Raw genomic sequence first — 18,001 nt, 5'->3', positions numbered from 1 at the left:
AACTAACTGAAAATTGATGTTCATACTTTGGTTTACAACACGTTTTGGGGCATGACAGAGTTAGAAATTTTAATCTAATATCGTCAGATAACTTAACGTATAGAAACTGCACTCATAAGATAATTTGCATAAAATGGGGAAGGCTTCCTTACTCTGAGCAACCGGCTCTGGAGCAGTTATAAACTTACAGCTTTAAGGCTGGGCTATACCCATTAAGTGACCCAAAATACTTCTATGGGCTTCTGAGGTCGAAATTATATGGATTTTTTGAGTTAACCACTTGATATTAATTAGCTCCTAATCTAATAGTTCATCTATATGGGTAATCAGAACTAATAGTTTACGGTTTTTTCCTTTACAAAAAACTCAATGTGTAGGAAGAATTCACCACCTACACCTACACCTACACCTACACTCATTTTGAGCTTAATTATTTTGTCTATTAAAAGTCACTATACTTATAACCATCAGTTGTCGCTTCGTAAAAGATACATTCAACACCAGCTTCTTCAAGCATAGTTATAGCAAGCCTTCCGATTTCTTCCCAATCTGTAGCATTAGGATCTTTCGGGGGCTCATATTCTCCGATATTCTGTGGTTTGGTTGCAAAAACCCTCTTAATTCCCGATTGAATTATTGGTCCTGCACACCTTGCACATATAGGCTTCCCAACAACATAAAGGTGGCCATCAGCAGCCCTTGAACCTGATGCGATAATAGCGTTAACCTCGGCATGTACAATGATGTTTAACTTCAATTTTTTTTCATCGTAGCGATCCTCATCGTCTTTAACACCAAAAGGAAATCCGTTATATCCTAAAGTAATATCCCCACCTTTTTTTGATACTAATACTGCGCCTACTTTAGATTTATCTCTTGACCACTCTGATACATGCTTGGCTAGCTCTATCATACGGTCGCGCCATTTGGTTTTTGATTCTATTTTATTTTGGTATAGCCCATTTATAACAAGCTCATAATGAGGATGTAACTCTTGATCAAGAATTGTATTATCGCCATTCGCCTCAATGATTTGCTTAATTACATCCAAAGTAACTTTCTCATCCAAACCCTGCTCACGCGCTTTCTCTATAACTAGGAAACTGTTGTCCAGTAACTCACCAAGTACATTTAAGTTCATACATTAACCTCCTCTATCATTATTTGCGTGCCATTAACAATTCAATGCGTAATAAGACGCGCATACTACATAGAAGCAAACACTCAAGTACTTGATGGTAATCACAAAAATAACATTTCCAGATAGAACCTCATCAATAGTCTACATTCAGGTTATATCGGCTTTCCCCTATCCAAACCTTTGATCATCCTCCAAGTTTAAGGAAATTATTTTTCTTTCGCCTCTATACCCAAAGCACATATGAGTTCGATAAAAATGTAATTATCAGTTATTTCGTGACGCTGTACCCACTAAACCATTAGAACAATAATTCAGCGCAAATAATTGATATTAAATGACATTTAACACAATACGTTCCGAAGGAGGGCATCCCTCTAAACCAGAGTACATAATCATCACAGACAGCTAATTACACCAACAGAAAGATGTTGATGAATCATTTTCGATAAATTGTTGAAATTGACTGGTGAGCGAAACGAGCCCTTAAAACCTTGATGGATTGTTTAATATGGAGTTGGTGCTGTGATGATTGATTTTGTTGGTGTGTTTAAAGCTTGGATTGCATCTCCTGATAATAGGTTTTATCCAATACTCTTTGCGTTACTAATCGTCTTTGTTGTGTGGCGGTTTGCCTAATCGTAGGATTCATTATGAGCAGTGATTATCCATAACACCCGTTCGATACACCGCAACAAAAAGTCAGCCACTGGCAGGTTTTTTGTTGCACCTCACTAAGGTAGCAGAGACTAGAGAATGTATAACTAATCCCCAATGGGGAATTTATGAGTTACACGAGAACTTATAGCTCGACTCACATTGCAATAGAATCCACATTTTGTTGATTCTATGTCGCTCCATCAACCTTGATTTGATAGACATAAGATCGACAATGTGTCGATTCTACGTCGCTGTTCGATTGATAATGAAACCATATATTGGATATCTACCTTCTCAAATGTTAAATCAAAGCATGACGCGACTAATCCTTTACACGTTGAGGCTTGATTAAGTGCAGACAACTTTCAGAGATACGTTAAGATTAGAAATGATGATATAAATTAGGGAGGGATTTTGATGAATCAAAGGCTAATTACTGGGCTAAAATCCGCCAAGAAATTGTTACTCAAATGGGGAGTCACCCATGAGCAGATACAAATTATCCTACCAACCGAGGAGAATAATATTGAAGTTAGAATCAGCCATTTTTTAAATATCCATGCCGCTTTGAGAACAATATTTAGCAATGAAGACAATGTATATGGCTTCATGAGTCGTATAAACAACAACACCTTCTTCAATGGGCGAAGCCCAATTAGTATCATCGCTTCAGGACGCTTATCTGATTTAGAAGAAGTCAGAGATAAGATTGATAGCTTAGTATTACGCTGCGATAGCCATACTGAGTCATGACAAAGGATGTTCGACACTGATGCTCGACAGATTCATCACCCCATATATTGGGTTCTCCCATCGATTCCCTCGCCATAATACAGAAGAAACACACTCTAAATGTTTCAACTCTTCTAGTATGTCGTTTTGCGCTTCTACAGATAAATCACAGTCAACATTGACACTTAAGTAGACATGGCAAGCCAATTTGGCAGCCTTCATGACATCTGTAAAGACAACTCCAGAGCCCCCACCTTGAGTTAAAATAACGCTCGTAAATGATGACTTTCGTAGAGCCTGAGCTAGTTGATAGTTGCAGTGACGCTCACTCCAATTCCACATAAACGTGCCAGTCCATTCATCCGTATTTTCTAGTTCAGCCAATGAACCAAACTCAGTCCCATATTCGTCATCACGAACACCAAAAACTCTGACAACGAGAGGACGCTCTCCACACTTTATCAATTGTTCTTGCAGAACCCGTACAGTATGACGCTCACCGCTTCCTCCTTTCGATCGTAAAACGGAATAGACTTTTAATTCAGCACAACACTTTAGCCAGAAACCGACATCAATATCTTGCCGTGTAAAATCAGGAGTACTATTGAGGCCACCACCTAAACTGCGCGGTCTAACTTTTTGCTTCATAACAAACTCCTAAAGTTGTGTTGAGTCCCGTCCATCATTTAGAGCAACAAAAGTTGATGTAAGACTTTGGTTCGTTTTACGGAAGGTAATACCCTAGCTAAAGCAAAGGAGCTCTCTATGACCACAAACAATTCAACATCACACCCTATACTCACCGCTTTTAATTTGCCCGATGTACCATTTAAGGTCATTGATCCAAATGAGCTACCGGACATCTACAAAGTGGCTTTCGAACAGTTTTTAGCTGGCTCATCTGCACCACATCCTGTTTATGCCTATCAGCACGATTATGAGCGACTCCTTCTCTTGATAGAGCAAGGCTAAATTACAATCGAGAAATAACATAATGGGGGCTCCAGAAAGCCCCCATTAGACCATAGATTACAAGCACCTCGCCTTCAATAAGGCTTCAACCTCTTCCTGTTGGCCCATGCTTTCAAGCAAAGAGAAACCAACAAACGCAGCATCCGGACGAACAAATAACGCATAAAAACCATCAGCCCCTCCAGGTAAAGCGGAAGCATATCGTTTTTTATATTGCTCAATTTTCGCCATAATCGACTCATGCTCCGATGGGTATAACCTCAAGACTTCAAACTGAAACCATAACGGCACTCGTTTAGCATAGCGCGGGGAAAAACCCTCCACGACCGGTGGAAATCGCCCCACTTGTTTCAATTGATTCAATTCGGCGACGACTTTCTTCAGTTCATCTTCCGACCTCATACGCTCTTGCCAAGCCTCAAACTGTGCCCCTTGTGCCAAAGATAACTCTTCTTCCAAGTTTAGAATTTTACTTTCCAATTCATCGACTCGATTTGGCTTGATTGCATATTTTTTCGATTCAAAACAAAGCCCAAAATCATCGTTCCAATCCGTGATAGCAAACAGCACTTGTTCGTAGAGTTGAGGATATTTTTTAATAGAGGTTCGACTAATATCAAATGTATTGGTAAATAAGCGTAAGGACATCCATTGACGACGCCCTGCTAACACATCCTCTGGCGTTAACAGCTTCAGTGCTTGTAATGCCTCCTGCAATCGTTCATTAAGCCCCTCACTCGGCTGTTTCTGCTGACTCACGAACATCCTCCTTAAGCTGACAGACAAGCTCACGAACTTTATCAATTCCCTGCACAATGCCCTCTTTTTCGCACGCTTCCATAATACTGAGTTGATCTTCCCAAAAAGGTAACTGAGCTGGCGTGATTACACAGTTCTCACAGGAGATACATTGCACCCGATTCAGGCGGCAATTATTAGCGCACGCCCCTTTATCGACTGGACGAACAGAAACCGAGTGAGCATTGAGTTGAACTTCCATGCCAACCCCAATCTTTTTTCGTAAAGTTTTTAAATTCTTGGATGTTTGAAAGTCCCTGCTTGCAAATTCACCCGAGGATACTGCATCACCTAGCCCTCCATGCAAGCTATTATTATTAAGCTGTGTTTCAATCACGGCTTGTTGAAAAGAGCTCTGATCCTCTAAAATCCAATTCAAAATCTCTTCGTCACCACCTTGAGTATAATATTCGGTGACATCACCAGTACGGTGAGCAAACTGATCTCGCAAAGCTTCAACACTACCAAGTGGTGAAAGCGCAATGAATCGTGCAAATGTACGCCGGAACATATGCGGAGTAACACGCATCGGGACGGATAACCCTTGTTCATTTGACAGATATTCCATGAAGGTATCGACTCGCCGTTTAATCGTCGACGCTCCCCATCTCATGGATAGCTTGTGATTGGCATTCAAACCAGACGACACGAAAAGGCTTTGATTTGCTCGCGCAGCGTCTCTCCACAACCGTTCATGCTTTCCATTTGACTTATGTCGTTCTAGCATTTCAAAAGTTCGCATACGCCGACATTGATTTAGTCGATTTAATTTCTCGATCACTAATTTCAATTTTGATGGGACAAGCCATCGATGTGATTCCCCTTCGGGCAAATATGCATATTTGAAAGTCATTCCTTGCAAATAACTTGATTTAAACTGAATTACAGCAAAGTCAGAACTTTTCTCCTGATAACACTCTTTTGATAAACTTGATAATTCGCTCTGACGCATACCTGTAAGCCCGAGAATTAAAACAGCAGCCGCAGCTTCAAAAAGAATAATTTCCCGTTCCAGTGCTGCATACGAGTTATATCCATACAGCACAAGGTACTTTTGGATTCGGTTAAATAAAGTACTTTTACTCGGAACATTTCCATCACGAGTGGGCTTATTCTTTAATTTTAATCGTTCACTTTCCCAGTAATTGTTATAAAGCGTAATAGCATCATCTGAGCAACTCACTATCTTCCACGCAGCTTGAATAATCAGAACCCATGAAGACTCCTCAATCACCGGAGTTTGTTTATATTTCTTTTTACTCCCCACCACCGCTGATGCTGAGCACCGACCAAATGGCGGGGAAGCTAAGGAACATTTAAGTAAACTTCGATATTTATAAAGCTGATACAACGGTTGTAACCGAATTTGTTGATGAACATGAGAAATCGTACTTTTGGTCTTGTTCTTGCGAACGTCACATTTAACCCATCGTAAGTACTCGTTCAACCTTAAAGGATCAGATAACCACTCCTCAAAATCCGTACCATCAAAAAATTCCTTCCACCATAAAAAGAATACCTTCCAGGCTCTCAATTCACTTTTAAGTGTCCTAACTGATATACCATCCTGATAACGCAACCACAAACAATCGCGAGCAGCTTCTGAAATGGTATAACCTCCGGAAGTCTCACTGTTATTCCACGCTAGATTTAGCTCTACAAGTTGATCTTTAAAATTTAGATTTCTCTCCGAACGATGTTTATTGGCAGCACCGTTCAATAGGTAAAACAACCACTCGTCATCACCATACCCCCCTAAAGACAGCCCTTCAAACTCACCAATAGATAATCTACTTTTCTCCTGATAAGTCAGCTTTTTAAGTTGATCTACGGTCAACACCTTTGAACTCGAAAATTCACTTACTTGTTGTAGCTCTAGAGTTCTCACGATACTGCCTCCATATCCTTCAACATGCTTATTAAGTAAGAACTTTCATTTAGAGCCCATAATGGATATGGCGAATCTTCAGCGCGTTTTCGCGCTTTAGATACGACTAAGGGACGGTGCTTGAATGCATCTGGCAGATCTTTCTCCAAAATTTGCAAATAAGCGCCATAACGTTTTATCCAAACATGGGATGGAATTCTTCCGGACTCAAAATCATGTCTTAATGCTTTTTGAAAAGAAAAAAGTCGCCAAAGGTCTGTTTCTAAGATAACCATGTGAGGGCACAACAAGCATTGCATAAAATCCAAACAGCTTGGGCCTTGTGAGTTCATTTGTTCATGATTTTTAGGGTTCTTGCAGCTCCCAACATGTGTTTTAAATCGGTTATCAGATTGAATTAATTGCAACTCATTCTGTTGCTCAGAGGTTAGCCCGTAATCTTTTTCGTATTGAATCCAAGAGCTTATTTTCCCTGTGATCGAGTAATCATGTAACCGCTCCAGTAATAGACTGAATCTAGCCTGTTGTTCAGGCGATGTTTTTAGATAATGTCGATACGTCGTTAACGAAATCCCTTGACCGAAGCGGAGCTTATGACCAAGAATTCGAGAAACACTTGCTATAGAGCCGTACCGGCGCAGAACTTGGACACATGTCGGGCGTAAACGTGATAGCCTAATTCGCAAAGGCTTATCTTCATCGTCCATGAGTTCAAACATATTCGTGATAACATCAAGTGGTGCCGCGCTATTTTGATTGGTATTACGACTGCTATCTAAATAACCAGCTTTTAATGTTGTGACTTTTTCACTGGTCCGCGAAAAAACATTGATTCTATACAACCAAATGGACTGACCATTTTCGAGACCTTCAACGCTCCGATATTGGTCTGAACGCTCTTTAAGATACATAAACAAACTTTTCGCACTGGTATGAAACAGACGAGATTCCGCGATCATTTCACGTGTAGTTTCATCACCAACATCAAAATCCTTAACAATAGTACGATGCTGAGCACGTGGCTTGTAAAACGCAAAACAAACGCGACGCTCAGGATCATGCGGATGTGGATACATCGAATCGACAGTTAGTCGTAAGATGTCTGTTTTATTGGCGAGAGTATAAATTGACATCAACACTGCAGCTGCCGCCAATACAACTGAATCTGCACCACTCCACTTTCCATTTTTATCTTGTTCAATAATTTGTTTGCAGGTCTTTAGAATGCTGCGGAATTCTCTTTTTGAATAGGGCTCTCTTGGCGAGGAAGGAATACCTCGGACACACGGCACGTGCCCAATAAGAACATCTGGATGAACTTGCTCTGGATAGATTTCAGCCAAGCTCAACAAGAGTTTAGGGATCAACCGAGCAATCATTAATGACTTACGAAGCCTTCCTCGACGTTCCCCCTCCTGAATAGGACGAGATTGAAACCATTTCAGGTAGCTATATAAGAAAGCGTACCCACATACGCTAACATCCGTAATCTGCTGATGTTCATTAAGATATAGAAGAAAAACATCAATGCCTCGGCGATACTGACCCAGGGATTTAAGTGAGTATTCCTTCATATGAAGAGAATACACCCCAGTGTTAAGTTGTAAGATAACTTGTTTTAACTGTGGGTACTTAACGATACGAGATTGAACATCAAAGTGCGTGTTCCCATGAACAGGATCAGAAACTACCCACTTCATCGGTGCTTTGATAGCCACTACATTGGTAGTATTTTTTGAAGAGTCGATTACATCATTCGAGTTAAACATTTCGCTCTTCCTCCATCATCTGAGAAATATCTTTTTCATATTGATGAAGTACCTGACGGTCATTCGCATGTAATTCACTCGTCATATTGATATAAATATTGGCCGTTGTGCTTACATGTGCATGCCCTAGTTGTTTTTGTAGCCAAATCAAACAGGCCATTTCAGAAGGAAATCCTGCATCTTTCCAGCTCTCTAAAGTTCTTGTCGCAAACTCATGCCGAAGAATATGCGGAGTAATCGTATGACGTAATTGCGCCTTTAAAGATGCGTGTCGAAAGTTTTTCTGAATCGTAGAAGGGTGCCATGCAGACTTGCTAGAGCTAGCAAAGAACAAACGCGGATTTGAATGATTCGTTCCATTCATCACTTGCTCATATATTTTTAAATATAGAAGGCCCGGAATAAATACCGTTCGAGCCTTGTTATTCTTAATCGTCATCGAGCTTGGTGACAACTGGATATGATGTAGAGTGTTTGGACTTTGTGCAACAGTGCCGTAAGAAGGCAACGCTGATAGCGGTAAAGAAACAATTTCGCTAATTCTCATTCCCGTTCCTAACATTAACCCGACCATGGGAACGAACGGTTTAGAGACATAAGTAACGAATTGATTAATTTCATTCATTGTGGGTAGAGGAGCCCGGGTAAATGCTTCAGTAAGCAATAATCGATTTCGTCTCGTTTTCCGAACACTCTGCTTTTGATTAAAATTCACGCCCCCGCTTGCAGATGAGTTTTCTACTTTTACACCATCAAAATTTGCGCGCACGTAACCATTCTCAGATGCCCATTCAATGAAGCTCATAACAGCTCTCAATCGAATATTGATTGTCTGATTTGATACCGCATTTAGATTCTTCTTTAACTGCAGTTCTCGACGCCATGCAACGAGATGCTTTAGTTGAACATCTAACAGGTTAATTTCTGTGGATTGAATGTAAGCACAAAATTGTTCAAGAGCCTGTTGATTTGAGCGCATTGTGTGCTTCGAGTTCCAAAAACCAGACTCAACACGATCAAGCATATATTGTGTTGGCGCTTGCATAATCCTTCCAGTGCTATCTAAAAACACTGGTAAAGATAACGTCTGCCCATCTGAATCTCTTAAGCTTTGCGTTTGATAAATCACTTTCATTTTCATATCCTTATCAATAAGTAAGTTTGATGAAAACATGAAACTCAAAACGCGCAACCCACGAAAACAAAGGATAATTGGGGGTTGCGCATTTAAAAAAGAGTGTTAGATGGGGGATAAATTGGCAGTAGCTTCAGGTAGTTTAAATCTTCGAAATCTACCCATTTTGAATAAATGAAATAAATCTATATAAACATCAAAAACCTCTAGGCAGACAACTTGTAAGGCTTGCGGGCTCAACGGTATGTGGTTTAATAAACTTTACTTAATCAAAACGAAGCGTTAATCCGCATTGAGAAAAAACATCCGAGTTCACATAATTGAGAATTAGATAGAAAGTAGCAATTGACCTGATAACTGTGCACTGATGTATCTATCTAAATAGATATGACTACCTAACCCGGAATTGACATTACTTTTTATAATCCGATAATTAATGACCCACTTAGATTTAAAAACTTCATTAATTACTGATTTATAATGACTAATATTAAAGTTCCACTTATTTCGTGATTACTGAAATCATGCTTCAGCAGACTCAAGTCGCCACGGTGATTCCATATTACCAGCGCTTCTTAGAACGCTTTCCAACGGTGATTGACCTAGCGAATGCCGAGCAAGATGAAGTGCTGCACTTATGGACAGGGCTTGGCTATTACGCACGAGCTCGTAACTTACACAAGGCTGCCAAGATTGTTACCGAGCAATACGGTGGTGAATTTCCTCTTTCTATCGAAGAGATGAACGCGTTGCCAGGAATTGGACGATCTACTGCCGCTGCAGTTCTGTCTTCTGTTCACAAGCTTCCTCATGCGATTCTTGACGGTAACGTTAAGCGTACACTGGCGAGAAGCTTCGCTGTAGAAGGTTGGCCGGGGCAAAAGAAAGTCGAAAATAAGCTTTGGGAGCACGCTGAGGCGCAGACGCCCGATAAAGATGTCGATAAATACAATCAAGCAATGATGGATATGGGTGCAATGGTTTGTACTCGTAGCAAGCCTAAATGCACGTTGTGCCCGATTGAAAACATGTGTGAAGCTAAGAAGCTCGATAGACAGCTCGATTTCCCAGGCAAAAAACCTAAGAAAGAAAAGCCAGTAAAGGAAACATGGTTTGTAATTCTGTACCACGACAATCAAGTATGGCTCGAACAGCGCCCTCAATCTGGTATCTGGGGAGGGTTATTCTGTTTCCCTCAAAATGAAAACGCAGAGATTGAACATCAATTAGATCTTCGCTCGATCAAAGATAGTGAAATACATTCGCTTAAGACCATGATTGCGTTTAGACATACTTTCAGCCACTACCACTTAGATATCACGCCTGTATTAGTAAAATTAGATAAACAACCGGATTTGATAATGGAAGGGACTAAAGGTCTCTGGTATAACTTATCAAAACCGGAAGAAATTGGCCTAGCCGCTCCTGTAAAGCAGCTTATTGAGAGCCTACCCTTTGAACTAAACGACGACGTTTGAATCAACGAACGCGATAAGAGGAACCACTATGAGCCGCACTGTATTTTGTGCTCGCCTTCAAAAAGATGCTGAAGGCCTAGATTTTCAACTTTACCCAGGTGACTTAGGTAAGCGTATCTTTGACAACGTCTCTAAAGAAGCTTGGGGACAATGGCAGAGCAAGCAAACCATGCTCATCAATGAGAAGAAGCTAAACATGATGGATCCAGACCATCGTAAACTTCTTGAAACTGAGATGGTTAACTTCCTTTTCGAAGGTAAAGATGTCGTTATTGATGGCTATACTCCACCAAGTAAATAAGACATTTATTTAAGCAAATTTTAATGACATCATGGCTCACGCTGCGATGTCATTTTTGTTTGAGGAACTATGAAAAAGCTAAGTTACTTCCTAATAACCATGTTGTTAACTGGGTGCAGTCGTGAATTTGTCGAAGGAATTTATGACGTAAATTATGAGCCCACCAACCGATTTGTAAGTAATTTGGCTGAGTTACCCGGTCAATTTGAGAAAGACACAGGTGCGTTAGACTCACTAATTAATAGCTTTTCAGGCAACATTAAAAAACGCTGGGGCAGCAATGACGTTAAAATGGCAGGTAAGAGTAACTATGTAAAATACATAGACAATTACTTAAGTCGATCGGAAGTAAACTTCACTAAAGGCCTAATTACGGTAGAAACCGTATCCTCGACGGATCCGAAAAAACACCTCAAAAATGCAATAATGACGACACTTTTGACGCCGGATGATCCTGCTAATGTCGACCTATTCTCTTCCAAAAGCATCAAGTTAGAAGGCCAACCTTTCCTCTATAACCAAGTCGTTGATCAAGATAAGAAGCCTATCCAATGGACATGGCGCGCTAACAAGTTTGCCGATTACCTGATCGCTAATAACTTAAAAACCAAGGAAGTCGACTTTAAAAAAGCATATTACGTCGAAATTCCAATGGTGGCTGATCACGCTAGCAAACGAAGCTATAAGTATGCAGATATCGTTCGCCGAGCATCGCAGCGTTACGATATTCCTGAAGACTTGATTTACGCAATCATCAAAACAGAAAGTAGTTTCAACCCGTATGCAGTGAGTTGGGCGAATGCTTATGGCCTAATGCAGGTTGTGCCGAAAACAGCAGGCCGAGATGTATTTAAGCTCGTCAAAAACAAACCTGGAGAGCCAAGTCCTGAGTACTTATTCAACCCAGAAAACAATATTGATGCTGGTACTGCATACTTTTACATCCTTAAAAATCGCTATTTGAAAGACGTAAAACATCCCACAACGCTTGAGTACAGCATGATATCGGCATACAACGGCGGTACTGGAGGCGTGCTCAATACCTTCAGTAAAGACAGAAAACGAGCAATGCGCGACTTGAATTCATTGCAACCTAGTCAAGCTTACTGGGCACTTACTCAGAAACACCCAAACAAAGAGTCGCGCCGCTACTTAGAAAAAGTAACAAAATTCAAGAAAGATTTTAACCAAGGTAAAACGTAAGCCTCACTTTTGAATAAAAAAACAACGAACGAACGGTTTTTTTAATTATTTTCAAAAAAGGTGTTGACGGTTATGCAGAAAATCCGTTTAATAGCGCTCCGTTGCCCGGATAGCTCAGTCGGTAGAGCAGAGGATTGAAAATCCTCGTGTCGGTGGTTCGATTCCGCCTCCGGGCACCACAATTTGATTTGTTGGTGTCATTACTCTTTAACAGGGAGTAGCAACACGAACAAAAGCATAAAGAATTTAGTGTGCCGACTTAGCTCAGTAGGTAGAGCAACTGACTTGTAATCAGTAGGTCACCAGTTCGACTCCGGTAGTCGGCACCATTCTTTTGCCTCGATAGCTCAGTCGGTAGAGCAGCGGATTGAAAATCCGCGTGTCGGTGGTTCGATTCCGCCTCGAGGCACCATTATTTGGTACTTAACAAATAATGGTCTTTATAGACCTGATGTTGAGACAAGTAATTCCCCTTTAGTTCAGTTGGTAGAACGGCGGACTGTTAATCCGTATGTCGCAAGTTCAAGTCTTGCAAGGGGAGCCATTTTAAAGAACTTCATTTTATATGAGGTTTTAATTAGAGAGTTTACTCTCTAAAGCAAAGAATTTAGTGTGCCGACTTAGCTCAGTAGGTAGAGCAACTGACTTGTAATCAGTAGGTCACCAGTTCGACTCCGGTAGTCGGCACCATTCTTTTGCCTCGATAGCTCAGTCGGTAGAGCAGCGGATTGAAAATCCGCGTGTCGGTGGTTCGATTCCGCCTCGAGGCACCATTATTTGGTGCTTAACAAATAATGGTCTTTATAGATTATATTTATCTTAAAGAACATTGTTAAACACAAATAATTCCCCTTTAGTTCAGTTGGTAGAACGGCGGACTGTTAATCCGTATGTCGCAAGTTCAAGTCTTGCAAGGGGAGCCACATTCAAGAAAGCCAAGTCGAAAGACTTGGCTTTTTTTCGTTTGAGCAAAAGCTAACCCTAGCCAGTATTGCCGCCAGCTCAACATTAAACCCTAATCATTCCCATAAAGTTAAAGATATCCCCTTTCCTATCTCGACAGTACCAATCCCCTTGATTCATTCAAACTCTTTCGATACAAACTAAGCCACCTCTGAAATTAAGCACCTTTAGCCGATTATCGTTACATAAAAATAAACAGTATGATGAACTATTACTTTTTTTTCTTCGAGAATTTAATCTCTATCATGTTTTGATATCTTTCTGATATCTGCCCTACACGACTTAGATGAAGATTCGGTAAATCATATGCAAAACTAATTATTGAATTGCAGCTCGGGGAAACATGAAATTAAAAACGCAAGCTTACTTATTATCAGGCATCATTTTGATCGCTCTGCTAGCACTTACAGCAACAGGTTTATGGACCTTGAGAGTCGCGAGTAACATGGACAACAAAGCTCGTGTAACTGAACTATTTAAGAGTGCATATAGCATTCTGACTGAAGTCGAAAAGATGGCTATCGAGGGTACTTTGGAAGAGCAGCAAGCCAAACAACTTGCGACTCGCCTGCTACGTAATAATATCTATAAAGACAATGAATATGTATATGTTGCTGATGAAAACATGACGTTTATTGCGACACCTTTAGATCCGCAACTACACGGAACCAGCTTTAACGATTTTAAAGACGGTGACGGAAATAGCGTTGGCCAACTCATTCAACGAGTATTGGGAAACCGAACAGGACAGATCATCGAGTACACCTGGACGCAAAAACTTCCAGATGGAACGATTGAAGAAAAACTGTCTATTGCAGAAAAAACACCACATTGGGGCTGGGTTGTAGGCACCGGCATTGGCTTCAATGAAGTCAATGCACGTTTCTGGTCGACAGCTCAATGGCAATTACTTCTATGTGTCATGATTGCGGGACTCATTCTATCGAGCTTAATCGTATCAATTAAACGAATGCTAGCACTTCTTGGTGGTGAACCTAGAGATGTAAGAGAAGCAGTACAAGCAGTCGCAGAAGGTAGAATTCAGACCTCTTTCGAAACTCAGGCAATAAACGGCAGTATTTATCATGCAGTGCAACAAATGAGTCAGTCGTTAGCCGAGCTAGTATCAAATCTTAATGCTTCTATGCTGGCATTAAGAGGCGAGTTACAACGTGTGGAAGATCGTGCAGGGTCTATCGCTCAACTAACTGAAACCCAACAACAATCCACTGAAATGATCGCAACAGCGATGACCGAGATGGCTTCTTCAGCCAACAATGTGGCTGATTCTGCAGGTGATACAGCGCGTAATACCGATGAGGCCGACAAACAAAGCCAACATACTCAACATACTCAACATTTAATTCACAACACAGTAGACAGTATTCAAGGTCTAGCTGGCCAATTGGGTACAGCAAGTGAAGCTGTAGCCAACCTAGATAGCGATGTACACAACATAGTTAAAGTATTAGATGTCATCGGTGATATTGCAGAGCAAACTAACCTTCTAGCGCTAAATGCAGCAATTGAAGCTGCGCGCGCTGGTGAACAAGGCCGCGGATTTGCCGTTGTAGCAGATGAGGTTCGTGACCTTGCAGGTCGAACACAATCAAGCACTAAAGAGATCCAACTCATGATCAATAACCTTCAAGAAGGTTCTCGTAACGCGATAAAAACTATGAATGTGTGTGCGAGTACCAGTGAAAGCACCGTAATAGAGTCCCAGAATGCCTCTGAAGCACTACAGCAGATTGTTATCGCATTAGAGTCTATTTCATCAATGAGTCATCAAATCGCAACAGCAGCCGCTGAGCAGACTCAAGTGAGTGGTGATATCTCGAAGCGTATTAATATGATCGAGGAAAGCGGGAATCAACTTAGTCACGTAGTGACAGAAAGTCACAACAGTACCCAAACACTCGCCTCTCTCTCTAACGAATTAGAAACTTGGGTTAATAGGTTTGAAGTAAAACACTAAACTCTCAAAAAATTCTTAAATATAAAAGCACGTTTTCATACGTGCTTCTTTTATTTCGGCGCCCATTCAGTGTAGTTAAACGTAGTTTTACGATCTTTTAGAGCATGCTAGACCTAGGCTTTTTGAGTCAAATGAACAAAAACAACCCACTAAGTATAGAAAAACATCAAACGATACTTTTTTTGCAATTTAATGTTGACCCAGAACACGAAAACACGTTTAATACACCTCGTCGCCCGGATAGCTCAGTCGGTAGAGCAGAGGATTGAAAATCCTCGTGTCGGTGGTTCGATTCCGCCTCCGGGCACCACAATTTATTTGTTGGTGTCCTAGACAACAACAGTAAAGCACAAAGAAATATTATGTGCCGACTTAGCTCAGTAGGTAGAGCAACTGACTTGTAATCAGTAGGTCACCAGTTCGACTCCGGTAGTCGGCACCATTTCTTTAAAGCTTTAAGAATAATTCCCCTTTAGTTCAGTTGGTAGAACGGCGGACTGTTAATCCGTATGTCGCAAGTTCAAGTCTTGCAAGGGGAGCCAAGTTAATCATCAAGCATAAGCTTTTTGATTCATGATGCCGACTTAGCTCAGTAGGTAGAGCAACTGACTTGTAATCAGTAGGTCACCAGTTCGATTCCGGTAGTCGGCACCATTCTCTTGATTAGAGACTAAACAATCAATTCCCCTTTAGTTCAGTTGGTAGAACGGCGGACTGTTAATCCGTATGTCGCAAGTTCAAGTCTTGCAAGGGGAGCCAATTAGAAAAAGCCGCATCATTGATGCGGCTTTTTTACATCTGAAGATCCTACTTTATCCCACACTTCCTATTACCTCCTATCATTCAAAACTAGCAATTTTAACGCTCTTTTACCGTTATCAGATCTTACTCTTTAGTTTCCTTTGAATCCTTGAAACCTCAAACTGAACATCTGTGTAGCGAACTTACTTATAACGTTATCTATGAAGCGTTCTCCAGAACAATTCAAATTATATGTATAAGGATAAGAAATCTATCGGACTAGTCGAATAAGCTATCTAAAGGTTCTGTTAGCTACTTTAATTCAAGTGCTATGGGTAATTCACTCTTTATCAAAACTATCTACCACAATCGCTCCCATCGACGCTGGCATTGAAATAACAATAACCCTTTTGATCGATACAATAGGATCACTCAATAAAGGCAGTTTATCCAAACAAGTCAACACCAAAGCAACAACCATTGCAGTCATAACATAAGCAATCACTATTCTGAAAATAAACACCGGTAACCGAGCAACAACGTCTTTTTGAAAGACACTCTCATACGTATAAAAGCCAAGGAAAACAGCAGACAGCAGAAATAACAACAGTAAGTTAGCGGTAGGTAAAGTCTCCCCTAACTTCCACGCCTCTTCAGAAAAAGAAATCGGGACAGCCAAAGCAAAAGATCCTACAAAGATCTGGCTCGCATCTTCAAAGTTAAAGCTTAATTTCATCGAGTTACCTTTAAGGCTTTGAGACTTAATCGATTTATCAAAGTAATCCCAAAACTATCAGTTCATGGCTACAAAAGTTTGAGGTTTACCAATTAACAAAGATAACCTTATGTAGCTTTATATTAGTCACATTAACCAAAACATAGCTTGAGCTAGTAGGCACTAAACTAACTTATATACAAAGATATTTGATAATCAAGTCACTCATGGAATTTCGATAACTGATATCGGGTAAATAAATACGATTCAGTCAAAGAGAATCTTTAACGCAACTAAGGAAAGTATCTATGAGCTCTCTAAGCAAGGTCACCAGGGATCTTCTATTTATTTGGTTAATCGCACTTTGTAATTTCAAACCTAAGCTAATCACATCATTAACATCAGCCTAATACATGGCTAGTCACTTAAATAATACAGTTTGAGTTGGTAACCTTTAAGTCTATTAAATAAACGCTCTTGACGCATGCTAAGAGGCGTAAAGTGATAGCAAGCAGTCTAGCACTCTGCTCTCCAAAGAGGTTTCTTAAGCACGGCGAGATAAAGAATCTCATATTAAGGGATAGTAGACTAGCATATGCCCAATGCTGGATTAACAATACTCATAGCCTAAACGAAGTCATGGCAGCACAAACCAAACAGAATTGGACTATCCCTCTATTTCATATAGCGGCAGGCCGTTAGGGTAACTGTAGGCTAATCCCCGACTTTGTTTACCAAGGGGGAAAATACCAATAAAGATCGAGCTATGTGGCATCACAACCTATTGATTTCGTAAGTCGAATAACAAAATTACATCTAAGAAATGGGAAAGGCTAGGTGTTCTGAGAAGGACTGAAATGGTAAAAATTGACACGATAGACCAATGAGCAGAGCTCCCGGTCGATAGGCAAACATCTTATAGGACTAAGTTGGTTGAAGATCAATATATGATGCCAGAAACGACGAAAGCCTAGTCGTAAGACTAGGCTTTCCAATAAGTGGCGGAGTGGACGGGACTCGAACCCGCGACCCCCGGCGTGACAGGCCGGTATTCTAACCAACTGAACTACCACTCCGCAGTGTCTATTCAGCATAATGAAATTTAAGCCTGACGATGTCCTACTCTCACATGGGGAAACCCCACACTACCATCGGCGCTATTGTGTTTCACTTCTGAGTTCGGCATGGAATCAGGTGGGTCCACAATGCTATGGTCGTCAAACAAATTCTGTTGTTAACTTGATGAATCAAATCAACTAAATAGTGGTGCTGATACCCAGACTCGAACTGGGGACCTCACCCTTACCAAGGGTGCGCTCTACCGGGCTGAGCTATATCAGCGATTCAAGAACCGTTTAAAACGATTCTGAAACTTTTTGTCTTCACTTTTTAAAGTGAAAATAAATTTAAAGCCTGGCGATGTCCTACTCTCACATGGGGAAACCCCACACTACCATCGGCGCTATTGTGTTTCACTTCTGAGTTCGGCATGGAATCAGGTGGGTCCACAATGCTATGGTCGCCAAGCAA

Annotated in this window: 12 protein-coding genes, 14 tRNA genes, 2 rRNA genes and 1 pseudogene; 18 read left to right on the top strand and 11 right to left on the bottom strand. The window is 40.8% G+C overall.

Annotated features, from left to right (window positions below):
- Positions 1-442: 442 nt before the first annotated feature.
- The gene (locus tag AACW75_RS02405) at positions 443-1,141 is read right to left on the bottom strand and encodes a deoxycytidylate deaminase (protein ID WP_210114725.1); all 699 of its coding nucleotides are present in this window, start codon (positions 1,139-1,141) and stop codon (positions 443-445) included.
- A 1,074-nt stretch (positions 1,142-2,215) separates the two neighbouring features.
- Here AACW75_RS02405 and AACW75_RS02400 point away from each other — a divergent pair.
- Positions 2,216-2,551: a DUF2384 domain-containing protein gene (locus AACW75_RS02400; RefSeq protein WP_135457254.1), complete on the top strand. Its 336-nt coding sequence runs from the start codon at positions 2,216-2,218 to the stop codon at positions 2,549-2,551.
- Here the strand turns inward: AACW75_RS02400 and AACW75_RS02395 are convergent.
- Entirely contained in the window at positions 2,546-3,178 is a 633-nt protein-coding gene (locus AACW75_RS02395; protein ID WP_237297590.1) for a hypothetical protein, read from the bottom strand. The genes AACW75_RS02400 and AACW75_RS02395 overlap by 6 nt on opposite strands.
- Before the next feature lie 117 nt (positions 3,179-3,295).
- On the opposite strand from AACW75_RS02395, the gene AACW75_RS02390 reads away from it, so the two are divergent.
- Entirely contained in the window at positions 3,296-3,502 is a 207-nt protein-coding gene (locus AACW75_RS02390) for a hypothetical protein (protein WP_135457258.1), read from the top strand.
- 57 nt (positions 3,503-3,559) lie between these two features.
- Here AACW75_RS02390 and AACW75_RS02385 read toward each other — a convergent pair whose 3' ends face one another.
- From AACW75_RS02385 to AACW75_RS02370, 4 genes are read right to left on the bottom strand one after another with little or no spacing between them, the layout of a single operon-like run.
- Entirely contained in the window at positions 3,560-4,267 is a 708-nt protein-coding gene (locus tag AACW75_RS02385; RefSeq protein ID WP_237297589.1) for a hypothetical protein, read from the bottom strand.
- A complete protein-coding gene (locus AACW75_RS02380; protein WP_237297588.1) occupies positions 4,236-6,188 on the bottom strand; it encodes a site-specific integrase in 1,953 nt (650 codons plus the stop codon). The genes AACW75_RS02385 and AACW75_RS02380 overlap by 32 nt, the downstream gene beginning before the upstream one ends.
- Positions 6,185-7,957 carry a hypothetical protein gene (locus tag AACW75_RS02375; protein ID WP_135457264.1) on the bottom strand — a complete coding sequence of 591 codons (1,773 nt, stop codon included), beginning with the start codon at positions 7,955-7,957 and terminating at the stop codon, positions 6,185-6,187. Before AACW75_RS02375 ends, AACW75_RS02380 begins: the two co-directional genes overlap by 4 nt.
- Complete coding sequence (locus tag AACW75_RS02370; RefSeq protein ID WP_237297587.1) at positions 7,950-9,092, bottom strand: tyrosine-type recombinase/integrase; 1,143 nt, start codon at positions 9,090-9,092, stop codon at positions 7,950-7,952. The genes AACW75_RS02375 and AACW75_RS02370 overlap by 8 nt, the downstream gene beginning before the upstream one ends.
- A gap of 512 nt (positions 9,093-9,604) precedes the next feature.
- Between AACW75_RS02370 and mutY the strand changes: the two are divergent.
- The 16 genes and pseudogenes from mutY to AACW75_RS02290 form a co-directional block, all read left to right on the top strand.
- Positions 9,605-10,570 (top strand): annotated as a pseudogene (gene mutY / locus AACW75_RS02365) (A/G-specific adenine glycosylase); the annotation flags it as partial.
- 28 nt (positions 10,571-10,598) lie between these two features.
- Complete coding sequence (locus AACW75_RS02360; RefSeq protein WP_017075434.1) at positions 10,599-10,871, top strand: oxidative damage protection protein; 273 nt, start codon at positions 10,599-10,601, stop codon at positions 10,869-10,871.
- A gap of 69 nt (positions 10,872-10,940) precedes the next feature.
- Complete coding sequence (gene mltC, locus AACW75_RS02355) at positions 10,941-12,074, top strand: membrane-bound lytic murein transglycosylase MltC (protein ID WP_017075435.1); 1,134 nt, start codon at positions 10,941-10,943, stop codon at positions 12,072-12,074.
- A 103-nt stretch (positions 12,075-12,177) separates the two neighbouring features.
- Positions 12,178-12,253, top strand: a tRNA-Phe gene (locus tag AACW75_RS02350).
- 74 nt (positions 12,254-12,327) lie between these two features.
- A tRNA-Thr gene (locus tag AACW75_RS02345) sits at positions 12,328-12,403 on the top strand.
- Between the two features lie 7 nt (positions 12,404-12,410).
- A tRNA-Phe gene (locus tag AACW75_RS02340) sits at positions 12,411-12,486 on the top strand.
- Positions 12,487-12,542: 56 nt separating this feature from the next.
- Positions 12,543-12,618 (top strand) — tRNA-Asn (locus AACW75_RS02335).
- A 70-nt stretch (positions 12,619-12,688) separates the two neighbouring features.
- A tRNA-Thr gene (locus tag AACW75_RS02330) sits at positions 12,689-12,764 on the top strand.
- A 7-nt stretch (positions 12,765-12,771) separates the two neighbouring features.
- Positions 12,772-12,847: transfer RNA gene (locus tag AACW75_RS02325), tRNA-Phe, on the top strand.
- 74 nt (positions 12,848-12,921) lie between these two features.
- Positions 12,922-12,997 (top strand) — tRNA-Asn (locus AACW75_RS02320).
- 383 nt (positions 12,998-13,380) lie between these two features.
- A complete protein-coding gene (locus AACW75_RS02315; protein WP_145572387.1) occupies positions 13,381-15,015 on the top strand; it encodes a methyl-accepting chemotaxis protein in 1,635 nt (544 codons plus the stop codon).
- Positions 15,016-15,249: 234 nt separating this feature from the next.
- Positions 15,250-15,325, top strand: a tRNA-Phe gene (locus AACW75_RS02310).
- Between the two features lie 56 nt (positions 15,326-15,381).
- Positions 15,382-15,457, top strand: a tRNA-Thr gene (locus AACW75_RS02305).
- 24 nt (positions 15,458-15,481) lie between these two features.
- Positions 15,482-15,557: transfer RNA gene (locus AACW75_RS02300), tRNA-Asn, on the top strand.
- A 36-nt stretch (positions 15,558-15,593) separates the two neighbouring features.
- Positions 15,594-15,669 (top strand) — tRNA-Thr (locus AACW75_RS02295).
- 29 nt (positions 15,670-15,698) lie between these two features.
- Positions 15,699-15,774 (top strand) — tRNA-Asn (locus AACW75_RS02290).
- Positions 15,775-16,096: 322 nt separating this feature from the next.
- Here AACW75_RS02290 and AACW75_RS02285 read toward each other — a convergent pair.
- The 5 genes from AACW75_RS02285 to rrf (AACW75_RS02265) all read right to left on the bottom strand — a co-directional run bounded on the left by AACW75_RS02285 (position 16,097) and on the right by rrf (AACW75_RS02265) (position 17,998).
- The gene (locus AACW75_RS02285; protein WP_076654782.1) at positions 16,097-16,492 is read right to left on the bottom strand and encodes a DUF2391 family protein; all 396 of its coding nucleotides are present in this window, start codon (positions 16,490-16,492) and stop codon (positions 16,097-16,099) included.
- A 978-nt stretch (positions 16,493-17,470) separates the two neighbouring features.
- Positions 17,471-17,547, bottom strand: a tRNA-Asp gene (locus AACW75_RS02280).
- A 30-nt stretch (positions 17,548-17,577) separates the two neighbouring features.
- Positions 17,578-17,693 (bottom strand): 5S ribosomal RNA (rrf, locus tag AACW75_RS02275).
- 42 nt (positions 17,694-17,735) lie between these two features.
- Positions 17,736-17,812, bottom strand: a tRNA-Thr gene (locus AACW75_RS02270).
- 70 nt (positions 17,813-17,882) lie between these two features.
- Positions 17,883-17,998: ribosomal RNA gene (gene rrf / locus AACW75_RS02265) — 5S ribosomal RNA — on the bottom strand.
- Between the last annotated feature and the right edge of the window lie 3 nt (positions 17,999-18,001).

The organism is Vibrio sp. L3-7 (assembly GCF_963898195.1).
Taxonomy (GTDB): domain Bacteria; phylum Pseudomonadota; class Gammaproteobacteria; order Enterobacterales; family Vibrionaceae; genus Vibrio; species Vibrio echinoideorum.
This window is presented reverse-complemented; position numbering and strand designations above follow the sequence as displayed.

Coding starts and splice junctions, on each gene's coding strand:
- AACW75_RS02395 (WP_237297590.1), bottom strand. CDS start 3,178: ATGAAGCAAAAAGTTAGACCGCGCAGTTTAGGTGGTGGCCTCAATAGT.
- AACW75_RS02370 (WP_237297587.1), bottom strand. CDS start 9,092: ATGAAAGTGATTTATCAAACGCAAAGCTTAAGAGATTCAGATGGGCAG.
- AACW75_RS02285 (WP_076654782.1), bottom strand. CDS start 16,492: ATGAAATTAAGCTTTAACTTTGAAGATGCGAGCCAGATCTTTGTAGGA.
- AACW75_RS02405 (WP_210114725.1), bottom strand. CDS start 1,141: ATGAACTTAAATGTACTTGGTGAGTTACTGGACAACAGTTTCCTAGTT.
- AACW75_RS02360 (WP_017075434.1), top strand. CDS start 10,599: ATGAGCCGCACTGTATTTTGTGCTCGCCTTCAAAAAGATGCTGAAGGC.
- AACW75_RS02385 (WP_237297589.1), bottom strand. CDS start 4,267: ATGTTCGTGAGTCAGCAGAAACAGCCGAGTGAGGGGCTTAATGAACGA.
- AACW75_RS02315 (WP_145572387.1), top strand. CDS start 13,381: ATGAAATTAAAAACGCAAGCTTACTTATTATCAGGCATCATTTTGATC.
- mltC (WP_017075435.1), top strand. CDS start 10,941: ATGAAAAAGCTAAGTTACTTCCTAATAACCATGTTGTTAACTGGGTGC.
- AACW75_RS02390 (WP_135457258.1), top strand. CDS start 3,296: ATGACCACAAACAATTCAACATCACACCCTATACTCACCGCTTTTAAT.
- AACW75_RS02375 (WP_135457264.1), bottom strand. CDS start 7,957: ATGTTTAACTCGAATGATGTAATCGACTCTTCAAAAAATACTACCAAT.
- AACW75_RS02400 (WP_135457254.1), top strand. CDS start 2,216: ATGAATCAAAGGCTAATTACTGGGCTAAAATCCGCCAAGAAATTGTTA.